17 protein-coding genes are annotated in these 24,446 nt (G+C 64.9%); 9 read left to right on the top strand and 8 right to left on the bottom strand.

The genetic code is table 11. From position 1 onward, the window contains the following. Window positions 1–33: 33 nt before the first annotated feature. The gene (locus ABDV78_RS09050; RefSeq protein ID WP_343527068.1) at window positions 34–1,587 is read left to right on the top strand and encodes an amidase; all 1,554 of its coding nucleotides are present in this window, start codon (window positions 34–36) and stop codon (window positions 1,585–1,587) included. Between the two features lie 140 nt (window positions 1,588–1,727). On the opposite strand, the gene ABDV78_RS09045 is transcribed toward ABDV78_RS09050, so the two are convergent. Genes ABDV78_RS09045 through ABDV78_RS09035 form a run of 3 tightly spaced genes read right to left on the bottom strand, consistent with a single transcriptional unit; the run spans window position 1,728 to window position 7,625 of the window. Beyond that, window positions 1,728–3,239 (bottom strand): efflux transporter outer membrane subunit, encoded by a 1,512-nt coding sequence (locus tag ABDV78_RS09045; protein WP_343527067.1) that lies wholly within the window; start codon window positions 3,237–3,239, stop codon window positions 1,728–1,730. Window positions 3,240–3,242: 3 nt separating this feature from the next. Beyond that, complete coding sequence (locus ABDV78_RS09040; RefSeq protein WP_343527066.1) at window positions 3,243–6,446, bottom strand: efflux RND transporter permease subunit; 3,204 nt, start codon at window positions 6,444–6,446, stop codon at window positions 3,243–3,245. A gap of 6 nt (window positions 6,447–6,452) precedes the next feature. Beyond that, window positions 6,453–7,625, bottom strand: a complete 1,173-nt coding sequence (locus ABDV78_RS09035) for an efflux RND transporter periplasmic adaptor subunit (RefSeq protein ID WP_343527065.1) — start codon at window positions 7,623–7,625, stop codon at window positions 6,453–6,455. A gap of 182 nt (window positions 7,626–7,807) precedes the next feature. Between ABDV78_RS09035 and ABDV78_RS09030 the strand changes: the two genes are divergently transcribed. Further along, on the top strand, window positions 7,808–8,338 hold the full coding sequence (locus ABDV78_RS09030; RefSeq protein WP_343527064.1) for a TetR/AcrR family transcriptional regulator: 531 nt from the start codon (window positions 7,808–7,810) through the stop codon (window positions 8,336–8,338). A gap of 100 nt (window positions 8,339–8,438) precedes the next feature. Here the strand turns inward: ABDV78_RS09030 and ABDV78_RS09025 are convergent, their stop codons facing one another. Further along, window positions 8,439–8,564: a hypothetical protein gene (locus tag ABDV78_RS09025; protein ID WP_343527063.1), complete on the bottom strand. Its 126-nt coding sequence runs from the start codon at window positions 8,562–8,564 to the stop codon at window positions 8,439–8,441. Between the two features lie 36 nt (window positions 8,565–8,600). Between ABDV78_RS09025 and ABDV78_RS09020 the strand changes: the two genes are divergently transcribed. Beyond that, complete coding sequence (locus ABDV78_RS09020; protein ID WP_343527062.1) at window positions 8,601–8,723, top strand: hypothetical protein; 123 nt, start codon at window positions 8,601–8,603, stop codon at window positions 8,721–8,723. 7 nt (window positions 8,724–8,730) lie between these two features. On the opposite strand, the gene ABDV78_RS09015 is transcribed toward ABDV78_RS09020, so the two are convergent. Then, a complete protein-coding gene (locus ABDV78_RS09015; protein ID WP_343527061.1) occupies window positions 8,731–10,533 on the bottom strand; it encodes an ABC transporter ATP-binding protein in 1,803 nt (600 codons plus the stop codon). A gap of 260 nt (window positions 10,534–10,793) precedes the next feature. On the opposite strand from ABDV78_RS09015, the gene ABDV78_RS09010 reads away from it, so the two are divergent. From ABDV78_RS09010 to ABDV78_RS08985, 6 genes are all read left to right on the top strand, one after another. Further along, window positions 10,794–11,429 (top strand): DJ-1/PfpI family protein, encoded by a 636-nt coding sequence (locus ABDV78_RS09010; protein ID WP_343527059.1) that lies wholly within the window; start codon window positions 10,794–10,796, stop codon window positions 11,427–11,429. Window positions 11,430–11,531: 102 nt separating this feature from the next. Further along, window positions 11,532–13,367 (top strand): sodium:proton antiporter, encoded by a 1,836-nt coding sequence (locus ABDV78_RS09005; RefSeq protein ID WP_343527058.1) that lies wholly within the window; start codon window positions 11,532–11,534, stop codon window positions 13,365–13,367. Continuing rightward, window positions 13,364–14,020, top strand: coding sequence for an OmpA family protein (locus ABDV78_RS09000; RefSeq protein WP_343527057.1), 657 nt, complete (start codon window positions 13,364–13,366; stop codon window positions 14,018–14,020). The genes ABDV78_RS09005 and ABDV78_RS09000 overlap by 4 nt, the downstream gene beginning before the upstream one ends. A gap of 519 nt (window positions 14,021–14,539) precedes the next feature. After that, complete coding sequence (locus ABDV78_RS08995; protein ID WP_343527056.1) at window positions 14,540–16,984, top strand: TonB-dependent receptor; 2,445 nt, start codon at window positions 14,540–14,542, stop codon at window positions 16,982–16,984. Between the two features lie 11 nt (window positions 16,985–16,995). Next, window positions 16,996–18,399, top strand: coding sequence for an MFS transporter (locus ABDV78_RS08990; RefSeq protein ID WP_343527055.1), 1,404 nt, complete (start codon window positions 16,996–16,998; stop codon window positions 18,397–18,399). 13 nt (window positions 18,400–18,412) lie between these two features. Continuing rightward, a complete protein-coding gene (locus ABDV78_RS08985; protein ID WP_343527053.1) occupies window positions 18,413–19,348 on the top strand; it encodes a TauD/TfdA family dioxygenase in 936 nt (311 codons plus the stop codon). A gap of 88 nt (window positions 19,349–19,436) precedes the next feature. Here the strand turns inward: ABDV78_RS08985 and ABDV78_RS08980 are convergent, their stop codons facing one another. The 3 genes from ABDV78_RS08980 to ABDV78_RS08970 all read right to left on the bottom strand — a co-directional run bounded on the left by ABDV78_RS08980 (window position 19,437) and on the right by ABDV78_RS08970 (window position 24,385). Next, window positions 19,437–20,441: a MoxR family ATPase gene (locus ABDV78_RS08980; RefSeq protein WP_343527052.1), complete on the bottom strand. Its 1,005-nt coding sequence runs from the start codon at window positions 20,439–20,441 to the stop codon at window positions 19,437–19,439. A gap of 69 nt (window positions 20,442–20,510) precedes the next feature. Then, window positions 20,511–21,185 carry a response regulator transcription factor gene (locus tag ABDV78_RS08975; RefSeq protein WP_343527051.1) on the bottom strand — a complete coding sequence of 225 codons (675 nt, stop codon included), beginning with the start codon at window positions 21,183–21,185 and terminating at the stop codon, window positions 20,511–20,513. Between the two features lie 77 nt (window positions 21,186–21,262). Then, window positions 21,263–24,385, bottom strand: a complete 3,123-nt coding sequence (locus tag ABDV78_RS08970; protein WP_343527050.1) for a TonB-dependent receptor — start codon at window positions 24,383–24,385, stop codon at window positions 21,263–21,265. Between the last annotated feature and the right edge of the window lie 61 nt (window positions 24,386–24,446).

Here is a 24,446-nt window from a genome sequence, read left to right as displayed (position 1 = left end):
GATGGTCCGGGGGTTACAAGGAGGGTCCTGCCCATGCGTGACAAGCCTGAACACACGCGGGGCCGGTTGACCCGGCGCACCGTGCTCGCCGGTCCCGCGGCGATCGCGGCGGCGAAAGCCATGGCTCGTCCGGCTGCGGCCGGCGACGTGCTCGATCTCGGCGCGACCGATCTGGCCGTCGCCATCCGGCGCAAGCAGGTTTCGAGCCGCGAGGTCATGACCGCGCATCTGGCACGGTTCGATCGGCTGAACCCGCGTTTCACCGCGATCGTCTCGCAGGTTCGGCCGGAGCAGCTGATGGAAACGGCTGCGGCATGCGACGCCGACGCCGCGGCGGGACGGTTCCGTGGGCCGCTGCATGGCTTTCCCCATGCCGTGAAGGACACCGCACCGACCCGTGGCATTCGTACCACCCAGGGTTCGCCGATCCTGCGGGATGCCATTCCCACGGCGGACTCGCTGGTGGTGGCGCGGATGCGCGACGCCGGGGCGATCTTCGTCGGCAAATCCAACGTGCCCGAATTCGCGCTGGGGTCGCACAGCTTCAACCCGGTGTTCGGCACGACCCGCAACGCCTGGAACCCCGGATACGCCGCGGGGGGCAGCACCGGCGGCGGGGCGGTGGCGTTGGCCCTCCATATGGTGCCGCTCGCCGATGGCAGCGACTTTGGCGGATCGCTACGTAACCCCGCCGGCTGGAACAATGTCTTCGGCTTTCGTCCCTCGTTCGGACGCGTACCCTCCGCGCCGTCGAGCGACGTCTTCGGCCAGACCTTCGCGACCTCCGGCCCGATGGCGCGGCATGTCCGCGATCTGGCGCTGCTCCTCTCGGTGCAGGCGGGCCCCGACCCGCGTGCGCCCTTCTCCCTCCCGGACGACCCGGCCTCCTTCGTCGGATCGCTAGAGCGCGACTGGCGGGGTGGAAGGATCGGCTGGCTCGGCGACCTGCAAGGCGCACTCGCAACCGAGCCGGGGATCATCGAGACGTGCACAAAGGCCCTTTCCGCCTTTCGCGCGATCGGCATGACGGTGGAAGAGGCCCGATTGCCGCTGTCAGCGGCGGAGATGTGGCAGACCGCCCTCACGCTGCGCTTCTGGTCGGTGGGATCGGATTTGATCGACTTCTACCAGGATCCGGCAAAACGCGCGCTGATGAAGCCCGAGGCGATCTACGAAGTCGAAGGCTATCTGGCGCTGACCGGTCGCCAGGTGGCGGAAGCCTCGCAGGGGCGCAGCCGCATCTATCAGGCTTTCCGCACCCTGTTCGACCGCTATGATTTCGTCGTGCTGCCGACGGCGCAGGTCTTTCCCTTCCCGGTCGAACAGCGCTGGCCGAAGGAGATAGCGGGCCGCAGCATGGACAGCTATCACCGCTGGATGGAGGTGACGCTTCCGCCGACCATGGCGGGGTTGCCGACGCTGGCGGTGCCGGCGGGTTTCGGCGGCCCCCGCAACCTGCCGATCGGCCTGCAGATCATCGGCCCCAACCATGCTGATCTTGCGGTATTGCAGGTCGGCCACGCCTATGAACAGGCGTCGCCCTGGATCGGGCAGGCTATCCCCGACGCCCTGCGCCTGCCGGAATAGGCGAATGACGCAGCCCTGCGTGACATGTCCGCGGGTCCGCAGCGTTCCCGCGTCGGCCGGCTATGAAAGCCGGTCGACGCGGGGATAACTCTGTTCCGCCAGTCCATGGGCTCACGGTTTCCCAGGGTCGAGCGGGGGGATCAGTTCGCCAGCCCGCCGCCAAGCGAACGATACAGTTCCACCATGTTGCTCTCCCGGTTCAATCGGGTCGTGACGAGCAATTGCTGCGCCGAATAGGCGGTGCGTTGAGAATCGAGGGTCGTCAGGAAGGATTCGACGCCCGTCCGGTAACGCGCATCCGAAATCTTAAACGCGACGTTCGCCGCTTCCACGCGCGCCGTCTGCGCCGCGATCTGCTCGTCGATGGTGCCACGCTGCGCCAGGGCATCCGCCACCTCGCGGAACGCGGTCTGAACGGCTTTCTCATAGGTCGAGACGGCGGCCTGTTGCTGCGCACGAGCAGCATCCAGATTGCCGCGAAGCCGCCCGCCGTCGAACAGCGGCAAAGATACGGACGGCGCGCCCGTATAGGTGAAGCTGCCCCCGGCGAAGAGACCGCTCAACGCCGTGCTGATCGTGCCCAGCGTCGCGGTCAACGAGATGCGCGGGAACATCGCCGCCCGCGCCGCACCGATATTCGCGTTCTGCGCGATCAACTGATGCTCGGCCTGCAAGACATCCGGCCGGCGCAGCAGGATATCGGATGACAGACCCGTCGGCAGCGCCTGCAGCGCCGCACGTCCGTCGCCCAACCCCTGCGGCAGCAGATCGGTCGCCACCGGCGCGCCGACCAGCAGGTCGAGGGCGTTCTTGTCCTGCGCCACCCGTGTCTTCAGCACGGCGATGTCGTTGCGCGCGCCCTGATAGGTCGTCTCGGCCTGGCGCGCCTCAAGTTCGGAGGCGACGCCGATACGGAACTGCGCCCGCGTGAGTTCCAGCGACTGCTCGAATGACTTCAGCGACTCCTGCGAGATGCGCAACTGGTCCTGGTCCGACGCATAGGTCAGCCAGGCGGTGGCGATCTCGGCGATCAGGCTGATCCGCGTCGAACGCTGGGCTTCCTCTGTCGCGAAATACTGCTCCAGCGCGGCCCGATTGAGATTGCGGACGCGACCGAACAGATCGAGTTCGAAGGCCGAGAACCCTGCATTGACCGAATAGAATTCGAGATTGGACGAGGAGGTCCCCACCCCGGCGCCCAGTCCGGTACCACCGGCGCCAGCTCCCGAACCCGTGCCCGTTCCGGTGCCGGCACCGGTTCCGCCACCAGCCGCTCCGCCCAGTGCGCCCGCGGCACCCTGGATGTTGTTCGTATAGGTGCCCGAACCGGACAAGGTCGTCGAGGGAACCAGATCCGCACGCTGGACGCGGTACTGTGCCCGCGCCTGCAGCACATTGGCCGCCGCGATGCGCAGATCGCGGTTGTTCTCCAGCCCCAGTGCGATGGTGCGGCGCAGGCGATCGTCGGTGAAGAAGTCCCGCCAGCCGATCCTGGTGACATCGGGCGCATCGGTCGCCGCCGCCGGATAGATGCCCTCCTGCGGCAGCGTGGCCGGGACGGCGCCCACCGGGCGGACATATTTCGGGGCGAGATTGCACCCGGCCAGCGTCGTGGCCGCCAGGAGGGCGAACGCGAATTTCGGATTGCTCACAATTCAAACTCCCTGCGGCATGGACGGCGAACCCTGTTCGCCATCATCGGGCCGTCCGCCGTCATGCGGAGGTACATCCCCCTGCGGCGTTTCGCCCTTTTTGCGATCGAACAGCCGCATGACCACGACGAAGAACATCGGCACGAAGAAGATGGCCAGGATCGTCGCCGACAGCATGCCGCCCACCACCGCGCGACCGATGGCGTTCTGACCACCGGCGCCCGCACCATCGGCGATGGCCAGCGGGAACACGCCGAAGATGAAGGCCAGGCTGGTCATGAGGATCGGACGCAGGCGCAGCTTGGCGGCTTCGATCGCCGCGTCGAACGCATTCATCCCCTCCCGCATCTTCTCCTCGGCGAACTCGACGATCAGGATCGCATTCTTCGCCGACACGCCGATCGTGGTGATCAGGCCGACCTGCAGATAGATGTCGTTGTTCAGCCCCGTCAGCATGGCGGCCAGCAGCGCACCGACGACGCCCAGCGGCACGACCAGCAGGACTGAGATCGGCACCGACCAGCTCTCATACAGCGCCGCGAGGCAGAGGAAGACGATCAGCAGCGACAGGCCGTAAAGCGCGGGCGCCTGGCCACCGGAAAGCTGTTCCTCATAGCTGAGGCCCGTCCAGTCCAGCCGGGTGCCGGGCGGCAGCTTGGCCTGCATCTCCTCCATCGCCCTGATCGCGGCGCCGGACGATACGCCCGGCGCGGCCTGGCCCAGGATTTCCATCGAAGGCTGGCCGTTATAGCGGGTGAGCTGCATCGGTCCCTGGTTCCACGCAAGGGTGGAGAAGGCGGTGAACGGCGCCATGGTGCCCGTCGCGCCGCGTACATAGAGGTCGCCGATATCCTCGGGCGCCATGCGATAGGCGGCATCGGCCTGGATATAGACGCGCTTCACGCGGCCGCGATCGATGAAGTCGTTCACATAGGAACCACCCCATGCGGTCGCGATCGTGCTGTTGACGGTCGACAGGTCCAGACCCAGTGCCCGCGCCTTGTCCTGATCGACATTGACCTTGAGCTGCGGCGCATCGTCGAGTGCGTTGGGACGCACGCCGACCAGCGACTTGTTCTGCGAGGCCATGCCCAGCAACTGGTTGCGCGCCGCCAGCAGCTTTTCATGCCCGATGCCGGCGATGTCGACCAACTGCATGTCGAAGCCCGTGGCATTGCCCAGTTCCTGGACCGCAGGCGGGATGACCGCGAAGATCAGGCCGTCATTGTAGTGCGAGAAGGCTCCCATCGCGCGCCCGATGATCGCCTGCGCCTTGTTCTGCGCACCGGGGCGGTCCTTCCATTCCTTCATCGGAATGAAGGCGATACCGCTATTCTGGCCCTGACCGGCGAAGCTGAACCCGTTGATCGTGTAGACGCCGCGAATGGCGCCGCCCGCATCGCTCAGGAACTGATCGCGGATGAGGTCGAGACCCTTCTGGGTCCGGGCCGTGCTCGCACCCGGCGGTCCCTGGACCAGCGCGATCATCACGCCCTGGTCCTCGTCAGGCAGGAAGCCGGTCGGCAACCGCATGAACAGGACGGTCATGCCCGCAACGATCAGGGCATAGGCGATCAGCGAGCGGCCCCAGCGACGAGCGGTCGAGCGAGCGCCCTTTTCATAACGGTCGCGTCCGCGGTCGAAACGATCGTTGAACCAGCGGAAGAAGCGCGCCAGCGGGCCATTGCCCTGCCCCTTGCTCGGGTCGTGCGGTTTCAGGATTGCGGCGCACAGCGCAGGTGTCAGGATCAACGCGACCGCGACCGACAGCACCATGGCCGAAACGATCGTGATCGAGAACTGGCGATAGATGACGCCCGTCGACCCGCCGAAAAAGGCCATCGGCAGGAAGACGGCGGACAGCACGGCGGCAATGCCGATCAGCGCGCCGGTGATCTCGTCCATCGATTTGCGCGCCGCATCCTTCGGCGACATATGCTCAGTGATGATGAGGCGCTCGACATTTTCGACGACGACGATCGCGTCGTCGACCAGCAGACCGATCGCCAGCACCATGCCGAACAGGGTCAGCGTATTGATCGAGTAACCGAACGCCGCCAGTACCCCGAACGTGCCCATCAAAACCACCGGCACCGCGATCGTCGGGATCAGCGTGGCGCGGAAATTCTGGAGGAACAGGAACATCACGAGGAAGACGAGCACGACCGCTTCGACCAGCGTCTCGATCACCTGTTCGATCGACAGGCGGACGAAGGGCGACGTGTCATAGGGGTAGATGACCTTGACGTCGGGCGGGAACTGCTTGGCAAGCTCGTTCACCCGCTCCTTGACCGCGGCAACGGTATCGAGCGCGTTGGCACCGGGCGCCAGCTTGATGCCGATGCCGGACGCGGGCTTGCCGTTCCACTGCGACGAGAAGGCATAGTTTTCCGCCCCGATCTCGACGCGCGCGACATCCCCCAGCCGAACGATCGATCCGTCGGTGTTGCTCTTCAGCCGGATCTGCGCAAACTGCTCGGGTGAGGTCAGACGCGACGAGACCGAGACGGTCGCGTTGAGCATCTGCTCCTTGGGCGCGGGCTGAGCGCCGATCTGGCCCGCCGAAACCTGCGCGTTCTGCGCCGTGACCGCATTGGTCACGTCCGCTATGGTCAGCGCATAGTTGTTGAGCTTGATCGGATCGACCCAGATGCGCATCGCATATTGCGACCCAAGGACCTGGGTATCGCCGACGCCGGTCACGCGCGACAGCGGATCGGCGATCCGCGAGGCGACGATGTCGGAGAGATCGTCCGCGTTATGCTTGCCATTCTCCGAATAGAGACTGACGAACAGCAGGAAATTCTGCGTCGCCTTGGCAACGATAATGCCCTGGCGCTGGACCTCCTGCGGCAGAAGCGGGGTCGCCGCCTGCAGCTTGTTCTGGACCTGCACCTGCGCGATGTCGGGATCGGTCCCCTGCTCGAAGGTCAGGGTGATCGTCACGCTGCCCGCCGAGGAGGATGAGGACGAGAAGTAGCGAAGGTGATCGAGCCCCTTCATCTGCTGCTCGATGATCTGTGTGGTGGTGTTCTCCAGCGTCTGGGCGTCGGCACCCGGATAATTGGCCGTGATCGAGACCGCTGGCGGCGCGATCGCCGGAAACTGGGAGATGGGCAGCGTGCGCAGCGACAGGAGGCCGGCGATGACGACCATCACCGCCAGCACATAGGCGAAGATCGGGCGATCGATGAAATAGCGTGACATGGCCGTTTACTTCGCCTGTGCCTGTGCCTGGCCCGCTTGCGGCGACGCGCCGGCGGGCTTGGCATTGGGGTCCCATGGCTTGCCCTGGACGGGCATGCCCGGCCGCAGCAGCATTCCGCCCTCGACGATGATCTTGTCCCCCGCCTTCAGGCCGCTGTTCACCAGCCAGCTGTCGCCGATCGACCGCGTGGCCTGGAGCGTCCGCACCTCGACCTTGTTGCCCGCGCCGATCACCATCACGGTCGCCTGTCCCTTTTCATCGCGGCTGACGGCGCGTTGCGGCACCAGGAAGGCATGCGACTGCGTTCCCTCGACCAGCGAGGCGCGCACGAACATGCCGGGCAGCAACAGCCCGTGGGGGTTGGGAAACAGGGCACGGATCACCTGCGAACCTGTCGTCGGGTCGACGGTGACATCGGCGAACCGCAACGTGCCCTGCGGGCCATAATCGCTGCCATCCTCGAGCTTCAGCTTGACCCGGGCATTGCCGTCACGGGTCAACTGGCCGCTCATGATCTGCCGCCGCAGTTTCAGCAGTTCGGCGCTCGGCTCCTGAATGTCGACATAGATGGGGTCGAGCCGCTGGATGGTGGCCAGGGCATCGGCCTGCGACGCCGACACCAGCGCGCCGGTGGTGAACACCGAACGACCGATGCGCCCGGTGATCGGCGCCCGGATCGTGGTGCGGGCGAGGTCGATCTCCGCCGTTCGCAGCGCGGCCTGTTGCGCGGCGACATCGGCCTGCGCCTGCGCCGCACTGGTCTGGGCGTTTTCATATTCCTGCCTGGCGATGGCGTTGATCTTGACCAGTTCGCCGTAGCGGCGCGCCAGGGCGGCGCTCGACGCGATGCTCGCCCGCGCACGGGTCAATGCGGCGCGGGCGCTCGCGACCTGGGCCTGATAGGGTGCCGGGTCGATACGGTACAGCGGCTGGCCCTGATGGACCACATCACCCTCGACAAACAGCCTTTGGGTGATGAGGCCGTTCACCTGGGGACGGACATCGGAGGTTTCGAAAGCGGTCGTTCTGCCCGGCAATTCGGTCGTCAGGGTGACAGGCTGCTCGTTCGCCACCACATACCCGACAGGTGCCGGCCCCTGGGCTACCTGCTGTTGCTTGTCACCCCCGCCGCAAGCGGCCAGTGCGAGCAAGGCGCAGGATGCCAGCACACGACCCATCAGCCGATTCGAAGACATATCATTTCCCGCTTGCTAAATTGTGTGAGAGCGATCACTCACTAACTGCGTCGTTAGACCTGCCGTTCGAGTGCGTCAACCTGCTGGAGAGAGGTTCCATCTTGTCGAATACCAAGTGTTCCCTTCCCACCCGGGCGGAACTGCGCCGACACACTGTCAAGGAGGTGGCGCGGCGACTGTTCGTCGAAAATGGTTTTCACGCCACGGGAATCGCCGCGATCGCGAAGGAATCTGGCGTCGCCGTTCAGCAACTGTACCGCGATTTCCCGGCGAAAGAGGATATCATCGCCGCGATCGTCGAGGCGGACTGCGAACGCATCGCGGATCAGAACACACTGAATACGGCCGTGGCCAACAAGGATCGTGCCGGAATCATCGGCTGGCTGACCACGACACCCTGCCACAAGGATGAATCCGGGGACCGCATGTTCCTCGAAATCGCAGCAGAAGGCGCGCGTAACGATCGAATCAGAAGCATCTTCCAGGGTATTCGCGACCAGGCGGATGAGAATATCAGCCGCGCCTTTGCCGGCCTGATGGACAGCGATATGGTGGAAGACGAACATCGTACCCTTGCCCAGGCATTCATGATCGTGTCCTTCGGCTCGATCTTCCTCCGAACGCTGAATCAAGAGCCGGTGACCCCGGCCAGCGAAAAGCTCATTACCTGCCTGATCGAAAGCGCAACGCCATAGAGGCTGCGATGGACCTGCGACGTTCATCGGTCGGATGGGCGGCACAGGCCGGGTCGGCGACGGTCTTTTCCCTCGGCCGGTCGAGGTCGAGACAGCGCCGCTAGTCGGTATTGGCGACCGAGGTGCCGCGCATGTCGACCTGGCTGTGCATCACATTGAGCAGCTCGCCCAGCCGACCGTCGAGCAGGTCCGGTGCCCGGCGATGAGATTGACGCGCGGACGCCATTTTTGCGCCAGGTCCAGGCGTCGTGCCTCGCCCTTGATGCTGAAGATCGGCTTCGACACCGCGGATCGACACCTTGCGGCCTGCGCCGAAATCGCGCCGAAGCTGGACGCAGGTGATCCGGGCCGGCGCCTCGCCAATATTCTTTTCGGCGAAAGCTGATGCCCGGTCAGGCGACGATTTCGGGCGCTGGTGTCCCCGCCTGACGCTCGAACAGGCGACGGTAATGGCCATCATCGGCGAGGAGCAGCGCATCATGCGGCCCGTCCTCGACGATCCTGCCCCCGGCAAAGACGAGGATCCGGTCGAGCGAACGCACCGTCGAGAGCCGATGGGCGATGACGATGGATGTGCGACCGACCATCAGCCGCTCCATTGCCTGCTGGATCGCCGCCTCGCTTTCGGAATCGAGGCTGGATGTCGCCTCGTCGAGGATCAGGATCGGCGCATCGGCCAGGAAAGCGCGCGCGATCGCCACCCGCTGGCGCTCGCCACCCGACAGCTTCACGCCCCGCTCGCCGACCAGGGTCCGATATCCCTTGGGCAATGCGGCGATAAAGTCATGGGCGTTGGCGAGGCGCGCCGCCTGCTCGATCTCCGCCAGCGTCGCGCCAGGTCGGCCATAGCCGATATTGTCGGCGAGCGTCCGGTGGAACAGCACCGGCTCCTGCGGCACGATCGCCACCTGCTGACGCAGCGACGCCTGGGTCGCCTGAGCCACGTCCTGCCCGTCGATCGTGACCCGACCGGCATCGACATCATAGAGACGCTGGATCAGCTTCACGAAACTGGTCTTGCCCGACCCCGATGGCCCGACCAGCCCGACGCGCTGGCCAGCGGCGATGGTGACGTCCAGATGGTCGTAGAGCGGCCGATCCTGCCCGGCATAGCGGAAGGTCACATCCTCGAACCGGACCGCGCCCGCCTCGATCGCGATCGCATGCGCATCGGGGCGATCGGCAACGCCCAGCGGCTCGCCATGAAGCTGAACCAGTTCCTCCATCTCGTTCACCGCGCGCTGAAGCTGGTGGACATATTGGCCGATGTCACGAAGATAGCCGTTCAGGACCAGATAGCTGGTGACGACATAGGCCATGTCGCCCGCCCCCGCCTCGCCACGTGACCAAAGCCACAGCGCCGCGCCAGTCACCGCAATCCGCAGCGACCACAGCAGCGCGAGCTGGCCCGACCCGGCCCAGGTGAACGCCAGCCAGGTGCGGGCGGTCCGCCGACGCCATTTCGCAAGGACGTTCGCCAGCAGCGCCTCCTCCCGCGCCTCGCCACCAAAGGCCTTCACCACCGCGTTGGTGCCGATGGCGTCGGCCAGCACGCCGCCAATCTTCGTATCCCACTGGTTCGACAGCCGCGCGATCGGCGCCAGCACACGCGCCGCCAGGGTGATCGTCAGGATCATATAGGCCAGCGCCCCCGCCCCCATCACCACGCCCAATAGCGGCCAATGGAGCGCGAGCAGCGCCACGGTTCCCACCAGCATCGTCACGGATGGCAGCAGGGACATCAAAAGCACGTCGTTGAGCGTGTCCAGTGCCCACATGCCGCGCGTGATCCGCCGCACGGTCGAGCCGGAAAAGGCGTTGGCATGCCAGTCGGTTGACAGCCGCTGAACGCGCGCAAACGCCTCCTGCGTCACGTCGCGCATCATGGTCAGTGTCAACGGCGTGATCATCCACCAACCCAGATGGCGCAACACCACCATCACGCCGCCCAGGGCGGTGATGACCGCGAACACTCGCCAGGCCCTTGCTCCGTCGCCACCGGCGATCGCGTCGATCATGTGGCCGGCATAGAGCGGCACGAAGACTTCGGTGAGCGTGGCAAGCAGCATCGCCGCCGCGCACCCCGTGGTCAGCCACGGCGTCCGACGCCACAGGCCAAAGGTGAACGCCAGCACCTGGCGCAGAACGGACGCCCGCGGAAACCGGGCTTCGTCATTGCATTCGTCGTCGATCATGGAAAGCTTACCCGCGCCTCAACGCGCGGTCCTCGTGTCAGCGATTGTCGATGTGATCCCGTAAAGGACCCGGCGCGTCAGTGGCGGCGAAGGCCGTCCACAAAGGTTGCTCCGCGGATGGGCGTGATCAGATCGTTCATCGTCACCCTCCTTCCGAGACTCGCTGGACATCACGTCCATAGCTGATCGAGATCAACAGATCCACAGGCGAGAACGGCTCTCCTTTGAGCCCGGCTTTTCGGCTGCTACCTGACTGGGGCATGTCGAACGCCTCACCGCTGCCCCGTCAGCCATTGCCCGCCAAGGTGGGCATCCTCCTGTTCCCCGATGTCGAGGTCCTCGACTTTGCCGGGCCCTATGAGGTTTTCTCGGTGGCGGCGCGTATCGCACCGACCAAAGCCGGAACCGGCGTCGCGCCATTCGACGTCATGACCATCGGCCAGCAAAATGCGCCGATCGTCGCGCGGCATGGCCTTCGCGTGATGCCGGACCATGATTTCGACAATGCTCCCCCACTCGATATCCTGATCGTCCCGGGCGGTGTCGTGACGGCCGCCTTGGAGGATCCGACCATACTGGACTGGATCCGGCGCACCGCCGGGCGTGCGCGCGTGACCGCGTCCGTCTGCACCGGCGCATTCCTACTTGCACGTCTCGGCATGCTCGACGGCCTGAGCGCAACCACCCATTGGGAGGATCTGGATGACCTGCGAACGCAGTTTCCCGGCGTTACCGTCGTGGAGGGCCCGCCCTATATCGACCATGGCGCGATCATGACGTCCGCTGGCATATCCGCCGGAATCGGCATGAGCCTGCATCTGGTATCTCGCCTGGTCAGCCCGGACCTTGCGCGGCTCACCGCGCGCCAGATGCAATATGACTGGAATCCCGAATAAGGCACCGTCGATCCGATCCCATGCGGCCCTGATCATCCCGACTTTATTCGACCGAAGCAGGCTGACGGTTACCTTTGGAGTCTCCAGGGGTTAAACGGCGCTATGGAACAACAAGCTCTCGTCTTCGCGCTGATCGGTGTTCTTGGCATCGGCGCGCAGTGGATCGCGTGGCGAACGGGATGGCCCGCCATCGCACTGATGCTGGCCGCCGGCGTCATCGCCGGTCCGATCACCGGCCTGATCATCCCGGAACGCACATTCGGCGACCTGCTTGAACCCATGATCTCGGTGGCCGTCGCGCTGATCCTGTTCGAGGGAGGACTGAGCCTCAACTTCCGCGAGTTGCGCAAGACCGAAGGCGCGGTGACCCGGTTGATGATGATCGGCATCCCGCTCGGCTGGGTGCTGGGCGCCCTGGCCTGCTATTATGTGGCCGGGCTGGTCTGGCCGGTCGCGATCCTGTTCGCCGGTATCCTGGTGGTGACCGGCCCGACCGTCGTCATCCCCCTGCTCCGCCAGAGCAATATCGCGGCGCGGCCCCGCGCGATCCTCAAATGGGAAGCGATCGTCAACGATCCGTTCGGCGCGCTCTGCGCCGTCATCACCTATGAATATCTGCGCCGCGTCGATGAGGGCGGCACGCTATTGTCCGTCGTCACCGCGCTGCTGGGAGCGGCGGTGGTGTCCGGGCTGATCGGCTATGGCATGGCGCGCGCGATCGCCTGGGCCTTTCCGCGCGGGCATGTGCCGGAATATCTCAAGGCCCCGGTGCTGCTCGTCGCGGTCATCGGCACCTTCGTCCTGTCCAATCTGATCCAGCAGGAAACCGGGCTGCTCGCGGTGACGGTGATGGGGGTCGCGGTGGCCAATATGCGGCTGGATTCGCTGCGCGACATCCATCCGTTCAAGGAGAATGTGACGGTCCTGCTGATCTCCGGCGTGTTCGTCCTGCTGTCCGCCTCGCTCGATTTCGAAGTGCTGCGGCTGTTCGAATGGCGTTTCGCGGCCTTCCTGTTGGCGCTGCTGTTCCTGGTCCGCCCGGCGACCGTGCTGATCGCGCTGGCCTTCAGCAAGATTCCCTGGAACGAGCGGCTGCTGGTCGCCTGGATCGCGCCGCGCGGCGTCGTCGCGGTCGCGGTGTCGGGGCTGTTCGCGCTGCGCCTCGACCAGCTCGGCTATGGCAATGGCAATATCCTGGTCACCCTCTCCTTCGCCGTGGTGGTCGCGACCATCATCGCGCATGGCTTCAGCATCCGCTTCGTCGCGCGCTGGCTGAAGGTCACGGGCGCGACGCAGAAGGGGCTGCTGATCGTCGGCAGCACGCCGTGGAGCATCTCGCTCGCGCGGCAGATCCAGTCGCTGGGCCTGCCGGTCATGATCGCCGATACCAGCTGGCAAAGGCTGTCCGGCCCGCGCCAGGCCGGGATCGAGACCTATCATGGCGAAATCCTGGCCGAGACGACCGACGAACGGCTCGACCTCACCCAGTTCCAGGTGCTGGTCGCGACGACCGACAACGAGGCGTATAATGCCCTGGTCTGCAACGAGTTCGCACATGATATCGGCCGCGACTCGGTATATCAGCTCGGGGGCACCGGCGACGATGAAGACCATCGCAGCCTGCCCGAGGCGCTGCGCGGCCGGGCCATGTTCACCGCCGGGCACGGGGTGGAGGAAATCCTGCAACGCGAAGCGGCGGGCTGGGCCTTCCGCAAGACCCGGATCAGCGAGCAGTTCAACTTCGACCATGCCCGCTCGGCGCTGCCCGACGAGGCCGACATGCTCTTCGTCCTGCGCAAGGACGGCCGCATCCGCTTCTTCACCCATGCCGCCCGGCCGTTGCCGCAAAATGGCGATGTCGTCGTGTCCTACGGACCCTCGCGTCATGGCGATCCTGACGCTAATCAGTCCTTTCAAACCGGAGAGGATGTCGCATGACGATATCGACGTGGAACAACCGAGCCGTACGGTCGATCGCGGCGGCCATGATCAGCCTTGGCGTGACCGCCTGCCAGCCCGGCGGCGAATCGGCCGCGAACGATGCAGCGGTAGCGCCCTCCAATGCGGGCGCCGGTGCGGATGCCGATGGCAATATGGCGATGCCGGGGAATGACCTGGCGGCGCAGGAGCGGGAGGAGGCCAAGAAGTCGATCATCCGCCCGGATATCCAGCCGTCCCCCACCCCGGCACCGCCCGCCGAACCGATCGAACGGACCATTCCCTTCCCGGCCAAGGGGGCGCAGCCGGATCAGGCGGGCATCGCCCTGCTCGACACGCTGGTCGCCGATCCCGTCATGGCGTTGGGCGGACCGATCATCATCTGGGGGCACAGCGACTCCGCCGGCTCCGATGCGTCCAACCTGATCGCGTCGCGCCGCCGTGCGGAAGCGGCGCGGGACTATCTGGTCAAGAAGGGCGTCGCGGCGGATCGGATCACGGTCATCGCGCTGGGCGAGGCACGGCCTATCGCACCCAATCGCAAGCTCGACGGCTCGGACGATCCCGAGGGCCGCGACAAGAACCGGCGGGTCGAGATCAGGGTGGAGCCGCCCAAGGCCGCACCGGTGCCGGAGCCGAATCCACCGTCCTGATCCCCGCCGGATCGGTCGAACACCACTGACAAGAGCACTATTCGCGCAGGACCGCCGATCCGCGGCCCTGCTGGCGGATGCGTGTTCTCGCCGAACGCGCGGATCGCTCGACCGACGAAAATGCTCCTATCCCCTTGTTCAGGCCTATTTTTCTGCTCCACCCGGCGGGCTTGCAAGCCGCATAGCTGGCCTAAGGATGGCGCAACATATGCTTTCCCCACAATTCCCATCTGCAAAGTAGGATTATCGTCATGGCCGCTGGTTCGGCGCATGGTGAGGAGATGGGGATGAGGGAATAGGGATGACCGCGATCCGCTTCCACGATCCGCCCATCGAGGCGGACCACGCGACATAATGACCGCTGATCGCCGGCCCCCCCGGTAACGCCAGACATTTTCGAATGGCAGGTCGGCAAGACGTGCGCCGCGATCCACGCGTCGGCGAACGGCCGGTCGTGCCCGTGATCAATGCCCAGAACAATAAGAAAGCCGATCCATGAAAAGGGGATTTCCGGCAGGCATGGCGCTCGTCCATCGACGCCGATACCTGCTACTCGCCGCGACGGCGCTGCTGCCCTCCGGTGCCGCCGCCCAGATTCTCGCCAGCAACGATGCGCCGTCCAAGGTCGCGGCGGCGGACGTGCCGCGCAGGGACGATGGGCCGACGGACAGTGCGACCGATCCCGCCGTCGATCCCGGCAATGACATCCTCGTCACCGCCCGGCGGCGGGAGGAGCGGGCGCAGGACGTCCCGATCGCGCTCAGCGTCGTCAGCGCGGAGCAACTGGGCATTCGCGGCGATTACCGGCTCGATCAGGTGCAGCAACTCGTACCGTCGCTCCAGGTCTTCAGTTTCAATCCCCGCAACACGAACATCAATATCCGGGGTCTCGGATCGAATGTCGCGCTGACCAATGACGGGCTGGAGAATGGCGTCGGCGTCTATATCGACAATGTCTATTATGGTCGCGTCGGACAGAGCCAGTTCGACCTCGTCGATCTCGACCGGGTCGAGGTGCTGCGCGGACCACAGGGTACGCTGTTCGGCAAGAACACCACCGCGGGCGCGATCAACATCTCCAGCCGCCTGCCCCAGTTCCAGTGGCACGCCGATGGCCAGGCGGACATCGGCAACTATGACTACCGGCAGGTGCGGGGTTCCGTTACCGGCCCGCTGATCGATGGTCTTGCCGCATTCCGCCTGAGCGCGGCCTACACCACCCGCGACGGCTTTCTCTACAACGCGACCACGCGCCGCCGCGTCCATGACTATGAGAATGCGACGGTGCGCGGCCAGTTGCTGCTGACCCCGGACCCTGCCCTCACGATCCGCATCATCGGCGACTGGGGACAGCAGGACCAGTCCTGCTGCATCAACCTGCCGGTCAGCACCTTCGCGACCTACGACAATGGCGCCGCCATCGCCAACAGCTTCACCCAGCGGCTGGCACGCTTCCCCAATTACACGCCGCTGCCCATCGACCCGTTCGCCAGGACCACCGATGCCAATTCGCCCTTTCAGGCGAACATGGATACCTGGGGCGTTTCGGGCCAGGTCGATTATGATCTGGGGAACGCGGCGGTCACCTCGATCACGGCCGTCCGGCAGTGGAACTGGTTCCCGCGCAACGATGGCGACATGATCGGGCTGTCGATCAACACGCAGGGCCATATCCTCAATTTCCAGCGGCAATTCAGTCAGGAATTGCGGATCGCTTCCACCGGCACGCGCAACGTGGACTGGCTTCTCGGCGCCTATTATTTCCAACAGGTGGTGCGCGGATATAGCCGCACCGAATTCGGATCCGATGCCGCGCTCGCGCTCTTTCCCTCGGACGATCAGAGGGTCGCCGGCATTGCGACCAACGGCCTGCTCTCCGCCGGGCAATCCGATCCGCATACGAAGAGCGGGGCGATCTTCGGCCAGGGGACATGGCACGTCACGCCGGCGCTCAGCCTGACCGCCGGACTGCGCTACACCCATGAGGAGAAATGGGGCCGCTACCGCAATGAGCGGGTCTTCGCCCAGCCGACCACCGGGTTGACGGCCGCGCAGATCGCGCGCGTCACGGCGATCCGCAATGCGCTCACCCCGGTCCAGGCCTTTTCGGTCGATGCCGACGACGACAGTTTCTCCGGCCTGGCGACGCTGGGCTGGAAGCCGAGCGAGGATACCCTGCTCTATGCCACCTATTCGCGCGGCGCGAAGTCGCAGGGGCTGAACCTCACCAATCTGCCCGCCGGGGTCGATCCGGTCGTCCGGCCCGAAAAGGTCGACAATTACGAGATCGGCCTGAAGTCGCAGTTCCTCGACCGGCGCGTGACGCTCAACCTCGCCGCCTATCAGACCAATGTGCGGGATTATCAGACGACGATCGTCCAGCAGTTGATCGGCACCAACACCTATATCAACTATATCGCCAATATCCCCAAGGTCCGCTCACGCGGGTTCGAGGGCGATCTGGCGGTTCGGCCCGCCGACTGGCTGAGCCTGACCGGATCGCTCGCCTATACCGATGCGACCTATCGCGACTATCCCAATGGTCCGACCCCCGTGGAGGCGCTCAACCCGACCACCGCCAGTCCCGGCGGATCGCCGGTCCGCGATTTTTCGGGTCAGCGGCTGGCCGGCGTGCCCAAATGGGCGGCCTCGGTCGGCGGCGACATCACCCGAGCGCTGGGCGGCGACACCGAGGCCTATGTTCACGGCGACTGGTCCTACCGCTCCTCCTATTACACCGTCGCCAGCAACAGCCGCTACGGGCTGGTCCCCGGCTATGGCCTGGTCAACGCGCGTGCCGGGATCCGGTTGGGCGAAGGCGGTCGCTACGACCTGTCGGTCTGGGCACGCAACCTGTTCGACAAGGACTATTTCCAGACCTTGAACGTCGTCAATTACGGGCTCGTCACCGCCATTCTCGGCGATCCGGGCACCTATGGCGCAACGCTCAAGGTCCGTTTCTGACGGAGACGGTGATGGCCAGCATTCCCTTTGATACCGTGGAGCCCAGGTGCGAAACACGGACGAGCGCGCGAAGCGGTGGCGCATCGGCGGGCCGGTTGCTCGGCTTTGGCTCGTTATCGATCCCTTTGGCCGGTGCGGGGCTGCCGCTCGTTCTGTTCGTGCCGCAACTCTATGCCAGCCATTTTGGCCTGTCGCTGGCGACGATCGGCTTCATCTTCTTCCTCGGGCGGTTCTGGGACGTGGCGGCGGACCCGATCGTCGGCACGCTGTCCGATCGCACGCGCAGCCGCTTCGGCCGCCGCCGTCCCTGGATTGCAGCGGGTGGCCTGTTGTTCGGGATCGGCTCCGCCCTGCTGTTCTTCCCGCCCGCGGCCATCGCGCCATTGTATCTCGGTACGGCGCTGTTCGTCTTTTACGCTGGCTGGACGATGATCGAGATTCCCTTCTCGGCCTGGGCAGGGGAATTGTCGGGCCAGTATCACGAGCGCACGCGCATCGTGACCTATAAGCAGACGATGTTCGCCATCGGCCTGTTGCTGGTCCTGATCCTCCCGACGCTGATCGAACAATGGCGGCCCGCCGACGGCGTGCTGAAGCTCCACGCGACGGGTGTCTTCATCCTGGTGACGCTGGTTCCCGCATTGTTGCTGGGCCTGACCGCGATCGCCGAACCGCCCCTACCGACGCATTACGCACGCCATACCGGCTTCTGGCGCAGCGTGGGGCTGGTCTTTGGCGACCGGCTGCTGCTGCGCGTGCTCGCGTCCGACGTCGCGGTGACCGCCGGGCAATCGATCCGGGCGGGGCTGATCGCATTCTTCTGCGTCAGCTATATGGGCCTGCCGCAATGGGCGAGCGGCCTGTATCTCCTGCAATTCGTCTTCGGCGTCGTCGCCGGGCCGCTATGGCTCGCGATCGGTCGACGACTGGGGAAGCGCGAAACAGCAATCGCGGGCGAACTGGCGCAGGCGGCGATCAATATCGGCCTGCTCGCGGTCTTCCCCGACACGTTGTGGCTGCTGGTCGCGCTCGCGGTGGCGCAGGGTCTGACCCAGGGATCGGGCAATCTGATGCTGCGCGCGATGGTGGCGGATGTCGCCGATGCGCACGAACTGGCGACAGGCCACAACCGCACCGGCCTGTTCTTCTCCGTCTTCAGCCTCGCGACCAAGGCGGGCCCGGCAATCGGCATCGGCCTGGCGCTCCCGCTGCTCGCGTGGCTGGGCTTCGCGCCGAAAGGGCATAGCGAACCCGGCGCACTGGAAGCACTGAAATACGTCTTCGCGCTCGGCCCTGCCGCTGCGCACATCATCTCGGCCGCGCTGATCTGGCATTTTCCGCTCGACCAGACCCGCCACGCCGCGATCCGCCGTGCCCTCGATACCCGTGCGGCCGCCATTCCCGTCCAAGCCTGAAGGAGTGTGTGACATGACCGTGATCCAGCACCAGTTCGACAACGCCGCCGACACTCACAGCCCGCTCGACATCGTGCCCGTCGCGGGGCGGATCGGCGCCGAAATCCGGGGCGTCGCCCTATCGGGCGATCTCGACGATCTCACCATCGACGCGATCAAAAAGGCCCTGGGCCGCCACAAGGTGATCTTCTTCCGAGGGCAGACGCATCTGGACGACGAAACGCACGAAGCCTTCGCCGCCCGGCTCGGTGAGCCGCTCGCACATCCCACGGTGCCGGTGGCGGAGGGATCGCGCTTCCTGCTCGAACTCAACTCGCGCGAGGGCGAGGCGGCATCGCAATGGCATACCGACATCACCTTCCTGCCCGCCTTCCCGGCCGCCTCGATCCTGCGTGCGCTGGTGATCCCGCCGGCGGGTGGCGACACCCTCTGGGCGAACGCGGTCGCCGCCTATGAAGGGCTGCCCAAGGCGCTGAAGGCGCTGGTCGACGATCTGCGCGCCGTTCACACCAATGCCTATGACTATGCCACCGCCAGTCCCGGCGCGTCGGCGGACGCGATCCGTCGCCACCGCGAGATATTCGCGTCCACCGTCTATGAGACGGAACATCCGGTGGTGCACGTCCACCCGGTGACCGGCGAAAAGGCGCTGCTACTCGGCAATTTCGTCAAGAGCTTCGTCGGCCTGAACCGCGACGACTCAAACCGCGTATTCCAGATCCTCCAGGATCAGATCACCAAGCCGGAGAATACGGTGCGATGGCGCTGGCAGCCCGGCGACGCGGCGATCTGGGACAATCGCGCAACGCAGCACCGCGCGATCGCGGATTTCGGCAAGCAAAGGCGGCATCTGCGCCGGGCGACGATCGCCGGATCGGTGCCGGTGGCGGTCGACGGGGCGCCCAGCCGGGCCCTGAAGCCCGAACCGCTGCTCCAGGCCGCCGAGTAAGAGCGTCCGCGCTGGCATCTCCCCGAACGGGATGCCAGCGTCCCCGCCGCCCCGGCATGCGCCCATCGTCCCCGCCTGTCGGCGAGGGTCAGGCCCTCGGCACGGTTGCGATGATGTCGTCGATCAACGGCTCGATCCCCTCGCCGCGGGCCATGGCCTGATAATTGACGATGACCCGGTGCCGCAGGACCGGGCGGGCGATCGCCGCGATATCGTCGGTGCTGACCGCAAAGCGATCGTCGAGCAGACACTGGACCTTCGCCGCCAGGATCAGGCTCTGCACCCCGCGCGGCGACGCGCCCAGCGCCACCCCACGCCGCACCGAGTCCGGCGCATAGGCGCTGCCCGGCTGGGTCGCCATCACCAGGCGGATGGCATAGCTCTTGGCGACCTCGGGCACCGGCACCTGCCGGACCACCTCCCGCAGGCGGCACAGCGTCGCCGCATCGGTCACCGGGTCGATCGCCACCGCCTCCCCGCCGGTCGTCCGGTCGATGATCGCGTGATATTCCTCCTCGGTCGGATAGCCGACCAGCAGTTTGAACAGGAAGCGGTCGAGCTGCGCTTCGGGAAGTGGATAGGTGCCTTCCTGATCCACCGGATTCTGGGTCGCCATGACGCAGAAGGGCTCCGGCATCTTCAGCGTGCGGCGGCCGACCGTGACCTGCCGTTCCTGCATCACCTCCAGCAAGGCGGACTGGGTCTTGGGGGTCGCGCGGTTGATCTCGTCGGCAAGCACCAGATTGGCGACGATCGGCCCCTGCTGAAAGGTCAGCTCATGCCCCCCGCCTTCCGCCTCGGTCAACATGGTGGTGCCGATGATATCGGCGGGCATCATGTCGGGCGTGAACTGGATGCGTGAGAATGGCAGGTCGACCGCACGGCTGATCGAGTTGATCAACATCGTCTTGCCGAGCCCCGGCACCCCCTCCAGCAGCACATGCCCGCCCGCCATCAGCGCGGTCAGCACGCCGTCGATCACGTCCTGCTGCCCCACCATCATCCGCCGCACCTGATCGCGGATGGCGCGGAACACGGTCCGAAACTCCTCCGACTGTTCGCGGGCAAGCTGGGCCTGATCGGTCATCTGCATGAATAAACGGCTCGAAAGAGAGAATGGCCGACATGGGGTGACATGCGCGGCTTGCACCAGCCTTGCATGTCAGTCGCCCTCGACCAGTTGATAGCCGACGCCACGCACCGAAAGGATCTTCACGCTCGCGGTCTTGGTCGCCAGGGCCTTGCGCAAACGGGATATGATGGATTCCAGCGAATTGCCGTTGACGAACTTGTCATAGCCATAGACCCGTGTTTCGAGCGTCTCGCGCCGGACCAGCGCGCCGTCGCGCATCATCAGCGCGGCGAGCACCAGCGCCTCGGACCGGCGCAGCGACATCGGCGCACCGTCGACGAAGAATCCCCCACCCTCGACATCGTGAAGTATCGGTCCGAAGCGCCGGACCTCGCGCGTCTTGTGCAGGTCGTGGCGCATCGCGACGCGGATGCGCGCCACCAGTTCGCGCGGCTCGAAGGGCTTGGCGATGTAATCATGCGCGCCGAGTTCCAGCCCCGAGACCTTGTCGTCGATCCCCGCCAGCGCCGACAGCAACAGGAAACGCTGCGGCCGCCTCTGCGCCTGGGCATAGCCGATCAGCGATACGCCATCGCCATCCGGCAGCAGCCGGTCGAGCAGGACCAGATCGAAATCATTGTCGAGCAGCGCATCCTGCGCCACCGCGAGCGTCTCCGCGCGATCGACGACGAAACCCTGCCGCTCAAGATAGGCGGTCAGGGTTTCGGCGACGTCGCCATCATCTTCCACAAGCAGCAATCTCATCGCGGACAGCCTATACGACAGGATCACCGGAAGCGAGGTCGGCGGAGGCATCACGCTCCTCCGCCGACCCGCGATCGTCAGAAGGTGAGGCGCCCGGACACCATCAGGCTGCGCCCCTCGATATTGTAGCGCGCTGTATCATAGGGCAGCGAGTCCACCACGGTAAACGGCGCCGCCGCCTTGAAGATGTTGCGCCCCGCGAACTGGATACTGAAGTTGTTCGTGGCAATCCAGGACACCGACAGGTCGACCGTCGTCAGCGGCTTCACCCGGGTGATGAGTTCGGGGTTGAGCTGCACACCGGCGGCGTACATCGACATATAGTCGTTCAGATAGCTGGGAGTGTGATAGACGTAGACGTTGGTGCTGACCTTGTTCCAGTTCCACTGGAGCGATCCGACGACCTTATACTTGTCGACGCCAAGAATGCGACCACGCTGGTCCATGACCTGGCTATCGGTCAGGCCTGTCGACTTGGCGACGATGTTGTCGAGATACGTTATCTTAGGCTGGAACGTGCCAAAATTCGTGGAGAACAGATAGCTCGCCTCGTAGGTCAGGGATTCATATTCCGAGCCGAGGATATTGTAGCGGACACTGTTCTGGGACAGGATGCGATTCGTCACCGGATCACGCGGATAGAATAGCGGCAACTTCAGAATATCGGCCATCGGCATGTAGTAATACAGCTCACGGGTCGTCGCGAATTGATTGCGGATTCGGTTGCGGTTGTACGCGACGGACAGGCTAAGGCCGGATAGCAGGCCCCTGGGTTGCCAACTGATGCTGTAAATCTGCTGACGTGACGTCTCCGGCTGCAGGTTCGGGTTCGGCACGGTGAGCAGTGGCACATTGTAAGTCGGCGATCCATTCACGGGACGGCCACACTGGACCGTGCAAGTGTAGAGCGGATCCCCGATGATCTGCGTCAAGCTCTGTGTCGTCCCCTGTACGGTAAAGAGCTGGGTGGGCGGCGGCGCCTTGAAGCCGCGGGTGAACTTGGCGCGGACGTCGATTGTGCTGGTCGGCGACCACAGCATGCCCCAGGATGGCGTGGTACGGCCAAAGCGGCTCTTGCCGTAAATAATCTGGCCGCCGCTATCGACGGGCACCGAGTTCACCGTGCCGATCGCGCCGACGCTGCTGTTCACGTCGCGACGCATCGCGATATTGAAGAGAAGGCGCTTTGCGAACGGCAGTGTATAATCCCGGCCGAGGATCGGCAGGTTGACCTCGCCGAAGAAGGCGTATCGATCCGTCGAGGGATCGGGGCCGGTGATACTGCTGATGAAACTGTTCTTGAGCGTCGTGACGGAATATTCGGCACCGACCGCATAGCTGATCGATCCTGCGGGTAGAACCGGCAGTTCCCCGGTTACGCGACCTTCGACGTTGCTGAGCGAATTGCCCAGATCGTCAACGACATAGGGGTACAGGAAGGTGTTGATATTGGCCCCGCCGCCTGCGGCGGTGCTACGCCATGGATTGAACGCTACATTCGGATCGCTGCTGGTAAGCGCCGCACACTGGGCCTGAAATGCCGCCAGAGTGGCCGCGCGACGATTGGCCGGAATACGGTTGTTGGCGAGCAGAAAGTTGTAGCATGGGTAGCTGACGACGCCGTTCGTAACGGTACGCTGGAAGCTGACCAGACTGCCAAGCTGCGTGCCGGCCCCCGTGGTCGTGGACCCCGACCGCGTGTAGTTCAACTGCACCTTGGCAACCTTGCCGAAATCATAGCTGATCCCGCCATTCGCGGTCCAGTTGGTTACAGAGTTGCGAACGTCATAAGGCACCAGCGAGCCATCGGCGATTTCGCTTCCCGGGAAGTAGTTGACGGTGCTCGCATAAGCGGACGATCCAAGGAAGAACGCCGGGAACGGGTTGTAATATTGTCCCGGAGCAAGAGGGACGGACAGGCCCGCAAAGAGGTTGTTCGCCTGCCTGTTGCGCGAACGCGTGTAGAGCCCGGTGGCATAGACACTCAGCCGGTCCGTGATCTTCTGTTCGAAGTTCACCGTACCACTAACCGTCCGGGTACGTGGTCCGGCGTAGATCGGCACATAATCGCGGCTGGCGCTGCGTGTCACCGGGATCAGATCGGACATTTTCGGCGCGCCGGTGAACCCCGCCGGCGCGCTCAGGCCGCTTTGTACGAATTGACCAGTGGCAGGATTGTAGACGCCGGGGAGCAGCGCGGTCCCAGGCTGCGTACCAGCACCCAGCGAGCGCTTGTCGTAGGCAGAATTGTTGTTGAACAACGGCGCGTAGTTGTTCGTCACATAGCCGGTCTTGGCATTGACGATCGGGTCAACCCGACCGAATTCCAGCGTACCCGCAATGCTGCCGCTGCCCCAGGCCCGACCACTATACAGGCTGATCCGCGTATCTCTCGACCCCGAGCTGGTATCGCGATGCGAGGCGCTGATCGTCGTGCCGACGTAATTCTTCTTCAGGATGAAGTTGATGACGCCACCCATCGCGTCGGCACCGTAGATCGCGGACATGCCACCGGTGCTGATCTCCACGCGCTCGATCGCGCTCAGCGGAATGCCATTGAGGTTGACATAGCCCTGCTCGGCCCCTGCGGCGGCCGCAATACGACGACCGTTGACGAGAACCAGCGTATTGCCCGCGCCGACGCCGCCGAGGTTCGCAGCGGCAAGCCCCACAGCCCCGACGTCGGACACGATGTTTGAACCGGAAGGGCCGACGTTCGAGTTCAGCGGCCCCTTGCCGCGGCTGCTGGTGATCGTGCCGATCGTCGCCACGTTCTGCGGCAGGGTGCGGATCAGTTCCTCGACGGATGTGACGCCGCGATCGCGGATTTCCTTGGCATCGATGACGATCAGGCGGCTGGTCTGGTCACCGTCGCGCAGGCGGCTGCCGGTGACGAGGATATCGTCGCTGCCCTTGGTCTTCTTGATGACCGGGGTCTGGTACCGGCGCAACTCGGCCTCGTCAGCGCTGGCCGCCTTGTCACCGGCCTTGGCGGCAGAGGCTTCCTCGCGCTCGGCGTTCTTGCGTGCTTTCTCCTCGTCGGCCGCATCGCTGTTCTGCGGGACGGGCACGGCGCCGGTCAGGCTTTCGGCCTGGTTCGGCGTCTGTGAGGTGGTCTGTCCCTGCTGCGCCAGGGCGGCCCCGGTCGCAGCGAAATAGGCGATGAGCGAACACGCCCCCAAAAAGGCTGACTTCTTCATGATCGTACCCCCCATAGATACTAGGATCGTCAGCGCTCGAAATTCCGGGGCCTTCGTCTAT

It is taken from the genome of Sphingomonas sp., from assembly GCF_039594485.1.
Taxonomy (GTDB): Bacteria; Pseudomonadota; Alphaproteobacteria; order Sphingomonadales; family Sphingomonadaceae; genus Sphingomonas.
This window is presented reverse-complemented; position numbering and strand designations above follow the sequence as displayed.

What these genes read in the sequence shown, in the direction of transcription:
- ABDV78_RS09050 (WP_343527068.1), top strand. Translation starts at nt 34, where the DNA reads ATGCGTGACAAGCCTGAACACACGCGGGGCCGGTTGACCCGGCGCACC.
- ABDV78_RS09040 (WP_343527066.1), bottom strand. Translation starts at nt 6,446, where the DNA reads ATGTCACGCTATTTCATCGATCGCCCGATCTTCGCCTATGTGCTGGCG.
- ABDV78_RS09035 (WP_343527065.1), bottom strand. Translation starts at nt 7,625, where the DNA reads ATGGGTCGTGTGCTGGCATCCTGCGCCTTGCTCGCACTGGCCGCTTGC.
- ABDV78_RS09025 (WP_343527063.1), bottom strand. Translation starts at nt 8,564, where the DNA reads ATGGCGTCCGCGCGTCAATCTCATCGCCGGGCACCGGACCTGCTCGAC.
- ABDV78_RS09020 (WP_343527062.1), top strand. Translation starts at nt 8,601, where the DNA reads ATGCTGAAGATCGGCTTCGACACCGCGGATCGACACCTTGCGGCCTGC.
- ABDV78_RS09015 (WP_343527061.1), bottom strand. Translation starts at nt 10,533, where the DNA reads ATGATCGACGACGAATGCAATGACGAAGCCCGGTTTCCGCGGGCGTCC.
- ABDV78_RS09010 (WP_343527059.1), top strand. Translation starts at nt 10,794, where the DNA reads ATGTCGAACGCCTCACCGCTGCCCCGTCAGCCATTGCCCGCCAAGGTG.
- ABDV78_RS09005 (WP_343527058.1), top strand. Translation starts at nt 11,532, where the DNA reads ATGGAACAACAAGCTCTCGTCTTCGCGCTGATCGGTGTTCTTGGCATC.
- ABDV78_RS09000 (WP_343527057.1), top strand. Translation starts at nt 13,364, where the DNA reads ATGACGATATCGACGTGGAACAACCGAGCCGTACGGTCGATCGCGGCG.
- ABDV78_RS08995 (WP_343527056.1), top strand. Translation starts at nt 14,540, where the DNA reads ATGGCGCTCGTCCATCGACGCCGATACCTGCTACTCGCCGCGACGGCG.
- ABDV78_RS08990 (WP_343527055.1), top strand. Translation starts at nt 16,996, where the DNA reads ATGGCCAGCATTCCCTTTGATACCGTGGAGCCCAGGTGCGAAACACGG.
- ABDV78_RS08985 (WP_343527053.1), top strand. Translation starts at nt 18,413, where the DNA reads ATGACCGTGATCCAGCACCAGTTCGACAACGCCGCCGACACTCACAGC.
- ABDV78_RS08980 (WP_343527052.1), bottom strand. Translation starts at nt 20,441, where the DNA reads ATGCAGATGACCGATCAGGCCCAGCTTGCCCGCGAACAGTCGGAGGAG.
- ABDV78_RS08975 (WP_343527051.1), bottom strand. Translation starts at nt 21,185, where the DNA reads ATGAGATTGCTGCTTGTGGAAGATGATGGCGACGTCGCCGAAACCCTG.
- ABDV78_RS08970 (WP_343527050.1), bottom strand. Translation starts at nt 24,385, where the DNA reads ATGAAGAAGTCAGCCTTTTTGGGGGCGTGTTCGCTCATCGCCTATTTC.